Here is a 15168-nt window from a genome sequence, read left to right on the forward strand (position 1 = left end):
CTGTCATGGCTGATCTTCCTTTGTCACGCTGTTGCCGCCGCCCGGACTGGTTACTTGAGCTGATCCTTCAGGGCAAGAATTGCCGCCGCCGTTTCCTCAATTGAACGGCGCGTGACGTCAATGACCGGCCAGTTGTTTTCCGCAGCCAGGCTGCGTGCATATTTCAGTTCCTCGGCGATCACCGCACGATCGGTATATTCGCTTTTCCCTTCATCGGCGCCATGACCGAATTCACGATATTCACGCACCTGCGAGATCCGTCCGGTCGACGCGATCAGGCAGACGATCAGCGGTTTTGTCGCCCTGATCAGGCTTGGCGGCAGCGGCACGCCGGGTACGACAGGAATATTCGCAGTCTTGATGCCGCGATTGGCGAGATAGATTGCTGTCGGCGTTTTCGAGGTGCGGCTGACGCCGAGAATAACGATATCGGCATCATCATAATTTTCAGGCATCTGCCCGTCATCATGATCCATGGTGAAATTGAGCGCCTCGATGCGGGCAAAATAATCCTCGTCCAGCGAGTGCTGCGCGCCGACCCGGCGGCGCGACATGGTGCCGAGATAGGTCTGGAACTTGGCAATGACCGGCTCGAGCACATTGACGCAAGGTACCTCCATGTCGCGGCACATCTCGTCAATCAGCGCGGCCAGTTCCTCGTTGACGACGGTATAGAGGACAATGCCCGGCGCTTCGTCGATGGCGCGCAGAACCGCCAGCAGCTGCTTGCGGCTGCGGATCAGCGGATAGACATGTTCGATCGGTTCATAGGCGCCGAACTGCGCCGAGGCGGCACGCCCAGCCGATATCAGTGTCTCACCGGTCGAATCGGAGATCAGATGCAGGTGGAAGAAGTTTTTTCGGTTTTCCACCATGTCCACCACCTCCTGTTCATAACGCGGGACAACTGAGGATGAAATGAGAAGGCCGTAAACAGGCCTGTGGGAAACCCACCGTCTTATCCACATACGCCATGACCGGGAGATGTTTCACGTGAAAATGTGGGTAACGGGGATAATTCGGAAGGCTTCAGATATTCTCCCGCCCAATCCACAAATACCACCATTGACGGGGCCTCCTCTAACCCATTGATAGAACGTACTTATTCAGAACAATTTTGATCTTTTCCACAAAAGCGTCTATTGCGCTTCCACGGATGATCGCGTTTATCCCCAGATCCGGTGGAAAAGGTGGATGGGCTTTAATCCTTGATCGTCACAGACTCTAAGAAATAAAAGAAAAACCGAAATCATCAGATTCATATTAGGGAAGGCTGGGGAAAATGGTCTCACGCAGGCTGATGCGGGTGCTGGAAGGCAAAACCGAAACCCCGCCACCGATCTGGCTGATGCGTCAGGCAGGACGCTATCTTCCGGAATATCGCGCTGTCCGTGCTGAAGCAGGAGACTTCCTGTCACTCTGCTACAATCCCGCATTTGCGACAGAAGTGACGCTTCAGCCAATCCGCCGCTATGGCTTTGATGCAGCCATTCTGTTTTCCGACATTCTGGTTATCCCCGATGCGTTGAAGCGCCAGGTTCGCTTTGAAAAGGGTGAGGGACCACGGATGGAACCGATTGCAGCGGAGATGATTGGGGCCTTGCCGCTTGACGCGGTCGCAACCCATCTCAACCCTGTCATCGAAGCGGTCTCCAATATTCGTGCCGCCTTGCCCCAGGAAACGGCGCTGCTGGGCTTTTGCGGGGCGCCATGGACCGTTGCCACCTATATGATTGCCGGGCGCGGCACCCCCGACCAGGCGCCGGCACGGCTGTTTGCCTATCGCCACAGGCAGGACTTTCTGAAGCTGCTCGATCTGCTTGCCGATCTGTCTGCCGATTATCTCATCCGTCAGCTTGAGGCGGGTGCGGATGCGGTGCAGATTTTCGACAGCTGGGCCGGTATTCTCGGCGAAGAGGATTTTGATGCTTTTGCCGCAAGGCCGGTCAGGCGGATCATCGACAAGGTCAGGGCCGCCCGTCCCGATGCAAAGATCATCGCCTTTGCCAAGGGTGCCGGAATGATGCTGAAGCACTACCGGCAGAAGACAGGTGCCGATGCGATCGGCCTTGACTGGACTGTGCCGCTTGAATTTGCCGCAGAGCTGCAGAAAGACGGACCGATCCAGGGCAATCTGGATCCGCTCGCCGTCGTTGCCGGCGGCGAGGCCATGGCCCATGCGACAATGCGCATCCTCGACAAGCTGGGTGATGGACCGTTGATCTTCAATCTCGGCCACGGCATTACACCAGAGGCGGATCCGGCCCATGTCGGCGCGCTTGTCGAGATGGTCCGGCAAAAAACGGTTTAGCGGGAGAGCATTTTTTGGCAATTGAGAAAGAGACCGGTGCGAGAGCCGGAAAAAAGGCGGCAAGCCGCGCATTGACGGCGCTGCTTGTGTTTCTGTTCATCTGTCTTGGACTTTTTGTCTTTGATCGCGAGAATTTCTATCTCTGGGCCAAGGCTATCCATGTGATTGCGGTGATCGCCTGGATGGCGGGCATGTTCTACATGCCGCGGCTTTTCGTCTATCATGCCGATACCGCACCGGGATCTGAACAGTCGGAAACCTTCAAGGTCATGGAAGCCCGGCTGATGAAGGTGATCATGAACCCGGCAATGATCCTGAGCTGGATCTTCGGCCTCTATCTCGCCTGGACCGGCTTTCATTTCATGGGCGGCTGGCTTCATGTGAAGCTTCTGGCCGTTGTCGCCATGTCCGGTGTGCACGGCTATTTCGCACGGGCGGTCAAGGATTTTGCACGCGATGCGCGCAACAAAAGCCCGAAACACTGGCGGATCGTCAATGAGATTCCGACAGTTTTGATGATAATTGCCGTGATAATGGTGATTTTGAAGCCGTTTTGATGTTCTTTTGGCCATTGAGGTCAAAAGTTTTTGCAAAACCAGCGGTTTTCTCTTGTATCGCGAGCGGCAAATCAGTATCTTCCCGGCAACTCATCCAGAAAGGCTTTGCGCTCAACGCCCCTGCGCCACAAACTGGCGTCGCAAGACAATCGCAATCAGCCTCATTCAATCTTCCTAACACATCGATACGGTTTCCTTCATGTCTCAAATGAAGCTCCAAGAACTTAAGAACAAGACCCCGACCGACCTCTTGACCTTTGCTGAATCGCTTGAGGTCGAGGGCGCCAGCACGATGCGCAAGCAAGAACTCATGTTTGCGATCCTGAAGATGCTCGCTGCCCAGGACGTCGAGATCATCGGCGAAGGCGTGGTCGAAGTTCTGCAGGATGGCTTCGGTTTTCTGCGTTCTGCCAATGCCAATTATCTTCCGGGTCCGGATGATATCTATATTTCCCCCTCCCAGATCCGCCGCTTCTCGCTGAAGACCGGCGATACGGTAGAAGGGCCGATCCGTGGACCGAAGGAAGGCGAGCGCTATTTCGCCCTTCTGAAGGTCAACACCATCAATTCCGACGATCCGGAAAAGATCCGCCACAAGGTTCATTTCGACAATCTGACGCCGCTCTATCCGAATGAGCGCTTCAAGATGGAGCTCGAAAATCCGACCTCGAAGGATCTGTCGTCGCGCGTCATCGATCTCGTCGCGCCGCTCGGCAAGGGCCAGCGCGGATTGATCGTCGCGCCGCCGCGTACCGGTAAGACTGTCCTTCTGCAGAATATCGCCCATTCCATCACAGCCAACCATCCGGAATGCTTCCTGATCGTGCTTTTGATCGACGAGCGCCCGGAAGAAGTGACGGACATGCAGCGTTCGGTGCGTGGCGAAGTGGTTTCGTCAACCTTTGACGAGCCGGCGGCCCGTCACGTTCAGGTCGCGGAAATGGTGATCGAGAAAGCCAAGCGTCTGGTCGAACATGGCCGCGATGTCGTGATCCTGCTCGACTCCATCACCCGTCTCGGCCGCGCCTATAACACCGTCGTTCCGTCCTCCGGCAAGGTTCTGACCGGTGGTGTCGATGCCAATGCACTCCAGCGGCCGAAGCGTTTCTTCGGTGCTGCGCGAAACATCGAGGAAGGCGGATCGCTGACCATCATCGCCACGGCCCTGATCGACACCGGCAGCCGCATGGACGAAGTGATCTTTGAAGAATTCAAGGGCACGGGCAACTCGGAAATCGTGCTTGACCGCAAGGTCGCCGACAAGCGTATCTTCCCGGCCATGGATATTCTCAAATCCGGTACCCGTAAGGAAGATCTGCTGGTACCGCGTCAGGATCTGCAGAAGATCTTTGTTCTGCGCCGCATTCTGGCGCCGATGGGAACCACGGATGCGATCGAGTTCCTGATCGACAAGCTGAAGCAGACCAAGAGCAATGGCGATTTCTTCGACTCGATGAACACCTGATCGCGGCTCAGATGAATGGCATTATGGCGGCCGGTGTCTCTGACACGGGCCGCTTTTGCATTTTGCTGCAATGCAACATAGTCAATGAAATATTAACGGAGCGGTTCATGTCCAGCGGCAGTGATACAATCTACGCGCTATCGAGCGGAGGTTTGCCTTCGGGTGTTGCCGTGATCAGGCTATCGGGACCCGCCGCCTTTGCGGCATGTACCATCATTGCCGGAAGTGTGCCGTCGCCGCGTTTTGCCAGGCTGATGAAACTGGTTGATGGGGAAGGGGGGACCATCGACCAGGCTTTGGTGCTTTCCTTTCCGGGGCCGGCATCGTTTACCGGTGAAGATTGCGTCGAGTTTCATCTTCATGGCGGGCGTGCCGTCGTCAACCACATGCTGGAATGCCTCTCTGCATTGCCAGATCTGCGCCATGCCGAAGCAGGCGAATTTACCCGCCGGGCATTCGAGAATGGCAAGATCGACCTGGTCGAGGCGGAAGGCCTTTCGGACATGATCGCCGCCGAAACTGAAATGCAGCGGCGGCTGGCGCTCGAACAGGCCGAGGGTCATCATTCAACCCTCTATAATGGCTGGGCAGAGCGATTGATCCATGCCCGCGCCATGATCGAGGCTGAGCTTGATTTCGCCGATGAGGATGATGTGCCGGGTTCGGTCACGGCCGAAATCTGGAAGGATGTTGAAGCGCTTGCCGGAGAGCTTGGTCATCACCTTGACGGCAGCCGGATCGGCGCGATTGTCCGCGATGGCTTCAAGGTGGTCCTGACAGGGGCGCCAAATGCCGGGAAATCAAGTCTTCTCAATGCCTTGGCCAAGCGCGATATTGCCATTGTCACCGATATTGCTGGCACGACGCGGGATAGTATTGAGGTCAGTCTCGATATTGGCGGCTATGCTGTCCGGCTTTACGATACGGCGGGCCTGCGCGAGACCGATGATATTGTCGAGCGTGAAGGGGTGAGACGGGCGGAAGCTCTGCGTGACAGTGCGGATCTCGTTCTGGCTCTCGTTGCGGCTGATCAGCCTGAGGCCGTGGCTGCGGCCGGCGAAGGCATTTTGCAGATCCTCACCAAATCCGATCTGGCCGGTGGAACCGAGCGGGCGGCGGATTTTGACCTGACAATTTCGGTCCGGCGGGGCGATGGGCTGGAGCAGCTTGTCGAGCTGATCGCTCAGCGCCTTGAAAACGTCGTCTCGGGCAGCAATCTCTCGGTTCCTGTGCGTCAGCGGCAGATCGATTGTCTGCGGCAGGCCGGCAGTCATATTGATGAAGCACTGGCCTTGCGGCATCATTCGCCGGAAATACCGGCCGAAGCCTTGCGCAGGGCGGCCGATTCCCTGGGCCGTATTACCGGACGGGTCGATGTCGAAGATCTTCTTGATGTGATATTTTCGAGTTTCTGCATCGGCAAGTAACGCTTGAGTGTTTCACGTGAAACATCCTTGACTTGAGGCCTTTGAAACGGCACAAACAGCCAGAACCGTAAATGGGGTCAATGCATCCGGCGCGTTAAGACAATGGCGCTGTAGAAGCGAGACCCTCGGAGCATTTCATGGACGCAATGAAGTTTGATGTCATCGTCATTGGCGGTGGTCATGCCGGGTGTGAAGCCGCAAGCATGGCGGCAAGGGCAGGGGCAAGAACCGCCCTGATAACGCATAAGGCCGAGACAATCGGTGTCATGTCCTGCAATCCGGCGATCGGTGGCCTGGGAAAAGGCCATCTGGTGCGCGAAATCGATGCGCTGGATGGCCTGATGGGCCGGGTCGCGGATGCGGCGGCCATCCAATATCGCATGCTGAACCGCCGCAAGGGACCGGCGGTGCGGGGCCCGAGAACCCAGGCCGATCGCAAGCTCTACCGCCTTGCCATGCAGGCCGAACTGGCCGAAATCGCCAATCTGACGATCATTGAAGGCGATGTCTTTGATATCGCTTTCGCTGGTGGACGGGTCGAAGCTGTGACAACAGCGGATGGCCGGCGGTTCGCCTGCGGCGCCGCCGTCTTGACAACCGGGACATTTCTGCGCGGTCTGATCCATATTGGCGACAAGAAAATCCCGGCCGGTCGGGTAGGGGAGGCGCCTTCGGTCGGCCTGTCGACAACGCTTGGCCGGGCGGGACTGACACTCGGGCGGCTGAAAACGGGGACGCCTGCGCGTCTCGACGGCAAGACGATTGACTGGGCATCACTTGAAAGCCAGGAGGCAGATCGCGACCCGGTCCCGTTTTCCTTCATGACGGAAACGATCGCTAATCGGCAGATAGCCTGTGGCGTGACCCGGACGACGCCGGAGACGCACCGGATCATTCGCGACAATATCGGACTGTCAGCGATGTATTCCGGGCAGATTGAAGGCGTCGGGCCGCGCTATTGTCCGTCGATCGAAGACAAGATCATGCGTTTTGGTGATCGGGACGGGCATCAGATCTTCCTCGAGCCTGAAGGCCTTGACGATGACACGGTATATCCCAACGGGATCTCGACATCGCTGCCGGAATGGGTCCAGGACGCCTATATCCATTCGATCCCGGGGCTTGAGCGGGTTTCGATCCTGCAGCCTGGCTATGCGATCGAATATGATCATGTCGACCCGAGGGAGCTTACCGCAGGTCTCGAGCTGAAAAAACTGCCGGGGCTGTTTCTCGCCGGTCAGATCAATGGAACGACCGGTTATGAGGAGGCTGGTGCGCAGGGACTGGTGGCAGGCCTCAATGCGGCGCGGCTTTGCGGCGGGCTTCCGGCCTTCCATTTTTCCCGAACCGATTCCTATATCGGCGTGATGATTGACGATCTCACCAGCCGGGGCGTTGCCGAACCCTATCGCATGTTTACATCACGGGCCGAATACCGTCTGACGCTCAGGGCCGATAATGCGGATATGCGGCTGACCCCTCTGGGGATCGAACTTGGCGTGGTCGGGACGGATCGGGCACGGAAATTTGCAGCCCATGCAGATGCATTCGGCCGCGCCTGCGCGTTGCTGAAGTCGCTTTCTCTGACACCGAGTGAAGCCGTCAATCATGGCCTGAAACTCAACCAGGATGGCCAGCGACGGACGGCCTTCGATCTTCTGTCCTATCCGGATCAGGAGCTTGCTTCGCTTGCAGCAATATGGCCGGAGCTTGCCGCGATCAACGGCAAAGTCGGCGAAGCTGTCGAGATCGAAGCGGCCTATGCCGTTTATCTTGACCGCCAGTCCGCTGACATCGCTCAGGTTCAGAAGGATGAAGGGCGGCTTATTCCTGCGGATTTTGACTATTCGGCCTTGTCGGGCCTCTCCAACGAGCTCAAGATCAAGCTTCAGGCGGCGCGTCCGGACAATATTGCCCAGGCCAGCCGGGTGGATGGCATGACACCGGCAGCCCTGTCGCTGCTGATTGTGAGATTGAAATTGCAGGCTGCATGATGGCACCGTTGAAACTGAATGGTCAGAGTGTTTCACGTGAAACACAGGACCGCCTCGAACATTTCGTCGCGCATTTCGAAAAATGGGCCAAGGCCATCAATCTCGTTGCGCCGTCAACAAAAACACAGATCTGGGACCGCCATGTCGCTGACAGTGCTCAGATCTTTCAGCTCAATCCTGGTCCGTATCAGTGGATCGATATTGGCTCCGGTGGCGGCTTTCCCGGCATGATCACGGCCATTCTCCTGGCAGAAGCAGGGGAGGGCTGGGTCCATCTCGTCGAAAGCAACAACAAGAAGGCGTCGTTTTTGCGCACGGCCATCCGTGAGACCGGTGCGCGCGCCTCTGTCCATGCAATCCGTGCAGAAGCAGCGCCTGCAATCATCGACAAGATCGACTACATGTCTGCCCGGGCCCTGGCATCACTCGATGAACTCTTCGGTTTTGCCGAGCCTTTTGCACAAAAGCAGGAAAAATTCCGCTGCTATTTCCATAAAGGCCGGGATTATCAGAGCGAGATCGACAAAGCGCGTGGCCAATGGCAATTCGATTTGATACAACATCAAAGTAGGGTTGAACCCGGCTCTGTGGTTCTAGAAGTCAGCAATCTCCGGCATATTTAGAGCCGGCCAGGCGGGCGGATTTCAAGTATGGTTAACAAAACGCGTATCATTACGGTTGCCAACCAGAAGGGCGGCGTCGGAAAGACGACAACGGCCATCAATCTGGCCACGGCCCTGGCGGCAATCGGCGAAAAGGTTCTGATTGTCGATCTTGACCCGCAGGGCAATGCGTCGACCGGTCTTGGCATCGATCGCGATCAGCGTCGGCTGTCGGCCTATGATGTTCTGATGGGAGACAGGCCGGCCGTTGACTGTGCGGTTCCGACGGCTGTTCCAAATCTCGACCTGATCCCTTCGACGCTCGATCTTCTCGGCTTCGAGATGGAAATCTCCCAGGATCCGCGCCGGGTTTTCCGGCTTCGTGATGCGCTGACAGCGCCTGATATGGCCCGGTATCGTTACGTGTTTTGCGACTGCCCGCCATCCTTCAATCTGCTCACCATGAACGCCATGGCTGCCGCTGCCTCTATTCTAGTGCCGCTTCAGTGTGAGTTTTTTGCGCTTGAAGGCTTGAGCCAACTGCTTGATACGGTTTCGCAAATCCGTAATTCAGTGAATCCTGGGCTGGAGATTCAGGGCGTGGTGCTGACCATGTTTGACTCGCGCAACAATCTGGCTCAGCAGGTGGTCAGTGATGTGCGCGACTATATGGGCGACAAGGTCTATCGGACGCTCATTCCGCGCAATGTCCGGGTCTCGGAAGCGCCGTCCTTTGGCAAACCGGTCATCCTCTATGATCTGAAATGCCAGGGCAGTCAGGCCTATATCCAGCTGGCATCGGAGATCATTCAGCGTGAGCGTGCGCTGGCTGCTGCCTAAATTGCCAATGAGCGGAGCCTCCTGAGGCTTCGCCTGCATGAGAGTGGATGAAGATCATGAATGATGAAACCTCCAAGCGCCGTCTCGGGCGCGGTCTTGCCGCCCTGATCGGCGATATCGAAAAGCCGCAGACCACGGTGTCAGAAACACCGGTCATCCATCCGGATCGGCAGGTTCCCATCGAATTCGTGACCCGCAATCCCCGCAATCCGCGGCGATATTTCGAGGAGGAGGAACTGCGCGATCTTGCTGCCTCCATCCGCCAGCATGGGATTGTCCAGCCCGTTGTTGTTCGCACCATCGCCGAGCAGCGTTATGAAATCATTGCCGGCGAACGTCGCTGGCGGGCGGCCCAGCTTTCCGGTCTGGCGGAAATTCCGGTTCTGATCCGCGACGTTGACGACCGGACCGCGCTCGAGATCGCCATTGTCGAAAATGTCCAGCGCGCTGACCTCAATCCGCTGGAAGAGGCAAATGGTTACGAGGCGCTGATGGCCGAGCACGGCTATACGCAGAACGATCTTGGTGAGATCATCGGCAAAAGCCGCAGCCATGTCGCCAACAGCCTTCGGCTTCTGAAATTGCCGGAAGGGGTACGTGATCTGCTGTCGAGCGGGGCGCTGTCGGCCGGCCATGCCCGGGCATTGATCTCGACGCCCGATCCGCTGTCGCTGGCGCGTATCATTGTCGACAAGGGGCTTTCGGTGCGCGATACCGAGAAGCTTGCCCAGCGGGCGATCGAAGGCGGGGAGGGGCGTCGCAGCTCATCGTCTGCCGTGGAAAAGGATGCCGACACACTGGCGCTGGAGCGATCGCTCGGGGATATTCTCGGTCTGACGGTCACCATCGACCACAAGGCAAATGGCGGTCAGATCAAGATCGCCTATCGCACGCTCGACCAGCTGGATGATATCTGCCATCGGCTTGAACGCCGTCCGGGGTGATTTCCGGTTCGCAAATTCTGGGTCTTCCGCTGGCACCGGCGGCTGGGCGCGGCTTGTCACGGCGATAGCGATTTTGCGCAGAAACGGCGTCTATTTGTATCATAACAAAATATTATGATACAATTTTAAATATTATTTACAGTATATTAGCGGCGCCTTGCGGCGCGTGCAGTTTTCAGTGTGGTGGCAAGCAGGCTCTGCATGACGATGCTGTCTTCAAGCTGCGGATATTGCCTGCTGCGCAGGACGGCAGCCTGTAACAGTGACAGTTCCTGCTTCAGCGCGGCTGAATTCCAGCGTGAGAGCGCGGCCTCGACCAGCGGCTTGCGCCGGAAAAAGATGCCGCGTCCATGGCTCTGCATCACGCTTGAAACCGGGCTGCCATTGCTTTCCATATCGGCACGCATGAGATCGAGCTGCTGAAACTGCCGCAGGCAGCCGTTCAGCACGAGAAAGAGCGGCGTCTTCGACTGGGTGATCTTCGCCATAGCGCGCTTCAGCTGCGCTGGATCGCCGGAAAGAACCGCATCAACCGCCTCGTCGGCGGAGATCGTGCTGGCATCGCCGATGATCTCGCGGACCTGTGCTTCATCGATGAGGTCCATGCCACGGGCGTAGAGCATGAGCTTTTCGATTTCGTTGCGACTGGCCAGCCGGTCGCCGCCAATGAGGGTCAGCAGCAATTGCCGCGCTGCAGGCGTCATCCGCAGTCCGGCGGTTGCGAGTTCGGTATCGATCAGCTGGTTCAAGGCGCGCGCGTCGTCGCTGTAGCAGGGAATGGCGGCGACGGCGCCGCTTCGCTCTGCAGCCTTGCGCAGGGCGGTTCCCTTGCGCAATTCGCCTGCTTCGATAATCAGGAAGGCGCTCTCCGGCGGTGCCTCGCTCAGGATCGACACGGCATCGGCGAGTGGCTTTTCCGAACCGCCACCGCGGATCCAGACAAGGCGCGAACCGCCGAACAGCCCGATCGCATTCATTTCATCGAGGATCCGGCCTGCTCCGGTATCAAGATCGGCGGTCTCCAGCTTCATGACGGAAAACGGATCGGCAAGGTCGACGCCGGTCTGATCGGCAATCAGGGCCGCGCGTTCGCTCACAAGCCCGCGATCGGGACCATAGACGAGAAACAGCCGATATCGACCGGCCTCGCGGCGGACGAAATTGTCGAACTGGTGTGATTTTATCTCGGTCATCGCTCGTCCCTGTTGTCCTGCCGGCTCTGGGACAGGAGGATGATCGCTCTTTTGGAGCCGCAATGGCTCCTGATGTGATCGGCCCGACGATACTCCTTTAGCCTTAAGCGGCCAAATGGCTGAGGCTTTCTATCCACATATGAGCGTGCCGGAGCGGCAGACTGACAAAAGCGGCAGATCCCAAGATCTGCCCGCAGGCTGCTGACAAAGCTTGCGCTTTTCGCTGACGTTATGCCTGTGCTTGTCACAGGCATCCAGCCGACGCGCGTCCGCGCGGCGAAAGACAATAGTCGTCCGGTGTCGTGAAGAGCCTGGATCCCCGTGACGAGCTCGGGGATGACGAGAGATGCCACCACCCGAAACGGACATTCTGAGGGGCAGATCGTCAGATCTGCCCCTGAAATCCGGGTCGAATGGCTGTCGCGGGGCGTCAGTTGGCCGGGGCTGCCGCAGATGCAGGTGGCGGCAGCACGCCTGCCGCGGGCTGTGCCGCGGCTTCCTTGGTGAGCGCAATTGCAAGATCAGCATTGATCAGCTCGGCGACGTCCTTTGCCGCACGATTTTCAGCATCGCGGATTGCGCGCAGCTTGGCATATTCCTGCGACGGGAAGTCGAGCAATGCGATCGATCTGCGCGTACCGGAGGTCAAGAGCTTGTTGTCGGAAACGCGGCGCATCGCATAATTGGCGACCACAATCGTTCGGCCGGCATCAGCCGTATCGGAATTGTCCTCCACCAGCACGTCCGACGTCGCTGCATAGGCACTGACGTCGACACGGTAGAGCGGATTGGCGCTTTCGCCCTTGCCGCGACCGCTCAGAAAGATCAGCTGGTTCTCCACCTGTTGCGCCACGCGTGTTGTCGGCGTGTTGTAGGCGATTGCAGCCATGTTTTCGCTGAGCGCCTTGCCCTGGCTTCCGCCGTAAAGCGGGCGCACCTGGCAGGCCGAAAGGCCGGCAGCGGCACCAAGAAGAACCAGGGAGATAAGGCTGGTACGGGCAGTTCGGGCAAAGCGGTCAGACAACAACGTTCACAATCCTTTGCGGCACGACGATCAGCTTCTTCGGCGCCTTGCCATCCAGCGCCTTGATAACGGCATCAAGGGCCAGAACCGCGGCCTTGATATCATCCTGGCTGGCGTCGCGTGATACGGTCAGTTCCGCACGTTTCTTGCCATTGATCTGTACCGGCAGCAGCACATCATTGTCCGCTGTCAGCGCTGCATCAAAGACCGGCCAGGATGCCCGGGCGATGATATCCTCTCCGCCGAGCACCTTCCAGCATTCTTCGGCCAGATGCGGCATCATTGGTGCAAAACACTGCGTCAGGAACAGGCTCGCCTGCTTTGCCGCTGCCGCCATGTCGGGGCTGGCCTTGCCGGTGGCAATCTCGCTCAGCGGTGCTGCCAGGACATTGACGAGCTCATAGATGCGCGCAATCGCCTTGTTGAAGGCCAGATTGTCGAGATCGTCGCTGATGGCCTTGACGGTCTTGTGGGCGGCGCGCGAGATTTCCAGCGCCTTTCCGTTCGTGCCGGCGGCGGGTGTCACGCCCTCAAGCGCCGGAGCGGCTTCGGAAATCAGCCGCCAGATGCGTTGGACGAAGCGGAACGTGCCCTGCACACCGGCTTCGGTCCAGACCACGTCGCGGTCGGGCGGCGAATCCGAGAGAACGAAGAAGCGAGCGGTATCGGCGCCATAGGTTGCGAGAATGTCGTCGGGATCGATGACGTTTTTCTTCGACTTCGACATCTTCTCGATCGCGCCGATGGCGACGTCCTCGCCGGTCGCGGTCAGCACGGCGCGGCGTCCGTTCTCATCCTCGGTGATCGTCACATCGGTCGGCGACACCCAGCTGCCATTGGTGCCGGAGCCGCCGAGACGATAGGTCTCGTGGACCACCATGCCTTGGGTGAACAGGCCCTTGAACGGCTCGTCGATGCCGACATGGCCGGTTTCCTTCATCGCCCGGGTGAAGAAGCGCGAATAGAGCAGATGCAGGATCGCATGTTCGATACCGCCGATATACTGGTCGACCGGAAGCCAGTGATTGGCGATCTTCGGGTCGGTCGGCGTGTCTTCCCAGGGCGCAGTGAAGCGGGTGTAGTACCAGCTCGAATCGACGAAGGTATCCATCGTGTCGGTCTCGCGCCGGGCGGGCTTGCCGCAGCACGGGCAGGCGACGTGGCGCCAGCTCTCGTGGCGGTCGAGCGGATTGCCCGGCTTGTCGAAGGTGACATCGTCGGGCAGCTTCACCGGCAGATCGGATTTCGGCACGGGCACCACGCCGCAGTCATCGCAATGGATGACCGGGATCGGGCAGCCCCAGTAGCGCTGGCGCGAAATGCCCCAGTCACGCAGGCGGAAATTGACCTTGCGCGTACCGCGCGGGGAACCGGCAAGCATGTCGGTTTCCAGCTTTTTTGCCACCGTTTCAAAGGCATCGTCCGTAGACATGCCGTCGAGGAAGCCGGAATTGATCATCACGCCATCATCGGTGAAGGCTTCGTCGCCGATTTCAAATGTCGCGGCATCGCCATCCTTCGGCATGACGACAGGTGTGACCTTCAGGCCGTATTTGCGGGCGAAGTCGAGGTCGCGCTGGTCGCCGGCCGGGCAGCCGAAGATCGCGCCCGTGCCGTAGTCCATCAGCACGAAATTGGCGACATAGACCGGCAATTCCCAGGACGGATCAAAGGGGTGCCGCACGGTCATGCCGGTGTCGATGCCCTTTTTCTCAGCGGTTTCAAGCGCTGCGAGCGAGGTGCCGGCACGGCGGGTCTCGTCACAGAAGCTGGCGACCTTCTCGTCGTGCTTTGCGGCTTCCCTTGCCAGCGGATGGTCGGCGGCAATGGCGAGGAAGGAGGCGCCGAACAGCGTGTCGGGGCGGGTCGTATAGACCGTCACCTCGTCGAGATCACCGGCCTTGCCGGCCTTGTCGGCGATTTCCCAGCGCACGGCCATGCCTTCGGAACGGCCGATCCAGTTTTTCTGCATCAGCCGGACCTTTTCCGGCCAGTGGTCGAGCGTGTCGAGCGCGTCGAGCAGATCCTGGGCAAAATCGGTGATCTTGAAGAACCACTGGGTCAGCTCGCGCTGTTCCACGAGCGCGCCGGAGCGCCAGCCGCGGCCCTCGATGACCTGCTCATTGGCGAGCACGGTCATGTCGACCGGATCCCAGTTGACCTTCGACTGCTTGCGGTAGACCAGCCCCTTTTCCATCATGTCGAGGAAGAGTGCCTGCTGGCGCTGGTAATATTCGACATCGCAGGTCGCGAATTCACGCGCCCAGTCGAGCGAAAGCCCCATGGATTTCAATTGCCCGCGCATGGTGGCGATGTTCTGGTAGGTCCAGTCCTTGGGGTGGACCTTGTTCTGCATCGCGGCGTTTTCGGCCGGCATGCCGAAGGCGTCCCAGCCCATCGGATGCAGCACGTTGAAGCCGCGGGCGCGCTTGTAGCGGGCGACGACATCGCCCATCGCATAGTTGCGCACATGGCCGATATGAATGCGCCCGGATGGATAGGGGAACATTTCTAGGACGTAGTACTTTTCCCGCGTCTCATCATTCTCGGTCTTGAAAACCTCGTCGGCGGCCCATTTCTGCTGCCATTCGGGTTCGACTTTGCGGGGGTTGTAACGTTCGCTGGCCATATCGGTGTAACTTTATTCCTGTCGCTCGATTGCGGGCTGAGCTTCACCACGAAAGACGAGAGGCGTCAAGCAAATCAGGCCGTTTTCAGGGGATCGGCAGGCTTTGCAGGGCGCCGTGGCCAAGTGTGGCGTTGAAAGGTAAGGCAGGGCGTGGTTGATTGCAGCCGGCTGCTTCGCTTCGC

The 15168-nt window shown here is 58.5% G+C and carries 12 protein-coding genes; 8 read left to right on the forward strand and 4 right to left on the reverse strand.

The features are described 5' to 3' along the window. Nucleotides 1–50 precede the first annotated feature (50 nt). Nucleotides 51–872, reverse strand: a complete 822-nt coding sequence (locus tag HCK86_RS16600; RefSeq protein WP_176085757.1) for a pyruvate, water dikinase regulatory protein — start codon at nucleotides 870–872, stop codon at nucleotides 51–53. Nucleotides 873–1282: 410 nt separating this feature from the next. Between HCK86_RS16600 and hemE the strand changes: the two genes are divergently transcribed. The 8 genes from hemE to HCK86_RS16640 all read left to right on the forward strand — a co-directional run bounded on the left by hemE (nucleotide 1283) and on the right by HCK86_RS16640 (nucleotide 10140). Beyond that, nucleotides 1283–2311: a uroporphyrinogen decarboxylase gene (hemE, locus tag HCK86_RS16605; protein ID WP_176085604.1), complete on the forward strand. Its 1029-nt coding sequence runs from the start codon at nucleotides 1283–1285 to the stop codon at nucleotides 2309–2311. A gap of 14 nt (nucleotides 2312–2325) precedes the next feature. Continuing rightward, nucleotides 2326–2868 carry a protoporphyrinogen oxidase HemJ gene (gene hemJ, locus HCK86_RS16610; protein WP_176085605.1) on the forward strand — a complete coding sequence of 181 codons (543 nt, stop codon included), beginning with the start codon at nucleotides 2326–2328 and terminating at the stop codon, nucleotides 2866–2868. 199 nt (nucleotides 2869–3067) lie between these two features. Beyond that, on the forward strand, nucleotides 3068–4333 hold the full coding sequence (rho, locus tag HCK86_RS16615; RefSeq protein WP_141150173.1) for a transcription termination factor Rho: 1266 nt from the start codon (nucleotides 3068–3070) through the stop codon (nucleotides 4331–4333). A 107-nt stretch (nucleotides 4334–4440) separates the two neighbouring features. Further along, entirely contained in the window at nucleotides 4441–5760 is a 1320-nt protein-coding gene (gene mnmE, locus HCK86_RS16620; RefSeq protein WP_176085606.1) for a tRNA uridine-5-carboxymethylaminomethyl(34) synthesis GTPase MnmE, read from the forward strand. 137 nt (nucleotides 5761–5897) lie between these two features. Further along, nucleotides 5898–7754 (forward strand): tRNA uridine-5-carboxymethylaminomethyl(34) synthesis enzyme MnmG, encoded by a 1857-nt coding sequence (gene mnmG / locus HCK86_RS16625; RefSeq protein WP_176085607.1) that lies wholly within the window; start codon nucleotides 5898–5900, stop codon nucleotides 7752–7754. An 8-nt stretch (nucleotides 7755–7762) separates the two neighbouring features. After that, nucleotides 7763–8377, forward strand: coding sequence for a 16S rRNA (guanine(527)-N(7))-methyltransferase RsmG (rsmG, locus tag HCK86_RS16630; RefSeq protein WP_176085758.1), 615 nt, complete (start codon nucleotides 7763–7765; stop codon nucleotides 8375–8377). Nucleotides 8378–8404: 27 nt separating this feature from the next. Then, nucleotides 8405–9196, forward strand: a complete 792-nt coding sequence (locus HCK86_RS16635) for a ParA family protein (protein WP_176085608.1) — start codon at nucleotides 8405–8407, stop codon at nucleotides 9194–9196. A gap of 56 nt (nucleotides 9197–9252) precedes the next feature. Beyond that, the gene (locus HCK86_RS16640; protein ID WP_176085609.1) at nucleotides 9253–10140 is read left to right on the forward strand and encodes a ParB/RepB/Spo0J family partition protein; all 888 of its coding nucleotides are present in this window, start codon (nucleotides 9253–9255) and stop codon (nucleotides 10138–10140) included. Between the two features lie 146 nt (nucleotides 10141–10286). Here the strand turns inward: HCK86_RS16640 and holA are convergent, their stop codons facing one another. The 3 genes from holA to leuS form a co-directional block, all read right to left on the reverse strand. Continuing rightward, a complete protein-coding gene (gene holA, locus HCK86_RS16645) occupies nucleotides 10287–11333 on the reverse strand; it encodes a DNA polymerase III subunit delta (protein ID WP_176085610.1) in 1047 nt (348 codons plus the stop codon). A 430-nt stretch (nucleotides 11334–11763) separates the two neighbouring features. Next, nucleotides 11764–12357, reverse strand: a complete 594-nt coding sequence (locus HCK86_RS16650; protein ID WP_176085611.1) for a hypothetical protein — start codon at nucleotides 12355–12357, stop codon at nucleotides 11764–11766. Beyond that, nucleotides 12350–14986, reverse strand: coding sequence for a leucine--tRNA ligase (gene leuS / locus HCK86_RS16655; protein ID WP_176085612.1), 2637 nt, complete (start codon nucleotides 14984–14986; stop codon nucleotides 12350–12352). The genes HCK86_RS16650 and leuS overlap by 8 nt, the downstream gene beginning before the upstream one ends. Nucleotides 14987–15168: the final 182 nt, after the last annotated feature.

It is taken from the genome of Martelella sp. HB161492 (assembly GCF_013184775.1).
Lineage (GTDB): Bacteria > Pseudomonadota > Alphaproteobacteria > Rhizobiales > Rhizobiaceae > Martelella.

What these genes read in the sequence shown, in the direction of transcription:
- hemE (WP_176085604.1), top strand. Translation starts at nt 1,283, where the DNA reads ATGGTCTCACGCAGGCTGATGCGGGTGCTGGAAGGCAAAACCGAAACC.
- rho (WP_141150173.1), top strand. Translation starts at nt 3,068, where the DNA reads ATGTCTCAAATGAAGCTCCAAGAACTTAAGAACAAGACCCCGACCGAC.
- mnmE (WP_176085606.1), top strand. Translation starts at nt 4,441, where the DNA reads ATGTCCAGCGGCAGTGATACAATCTACGCGCTATCGAGCGGAGGTTTG.
- mnmG (WP_176085607.1), top strand. Translation starts at nt 5,898, where the DNA reads ATGGACGCAATGAAGTTTGATGTCATCGTCATTGGCGGTGGTCATGCC.
- HCK86_RS16635 (WP_176085608.1), top strand. Translation starts at nt 8,405, where the DNA reads ATGGTTAACAAAACGCGTATCATTACGGTTGCCAACCAGAAGGGCGGC.
- HCK86_RS16640 (WP_176085609.1), top strand. Translation starts at nt 9,253, where the DNA reads ATGAATGATGAAACCTCCAAGCGCCGTCTCGGGCGCGGTCTTGCCGCC.
- holA (WP_176085610.1), bottom strand. Translation starts at nt 11,333, where the DNA reads ATGACCGAGATAAAATCACACCAGTTCGACAATTTCGTCCGCCGCGAG.
- leuS (WP_176085612.1), bottom strand. Translation starts at nt 14,986, where the DNA reads ATGGCCAGCGAACGTTACAACCCCCGCAAAGTCGAACCCGAATGGCAG.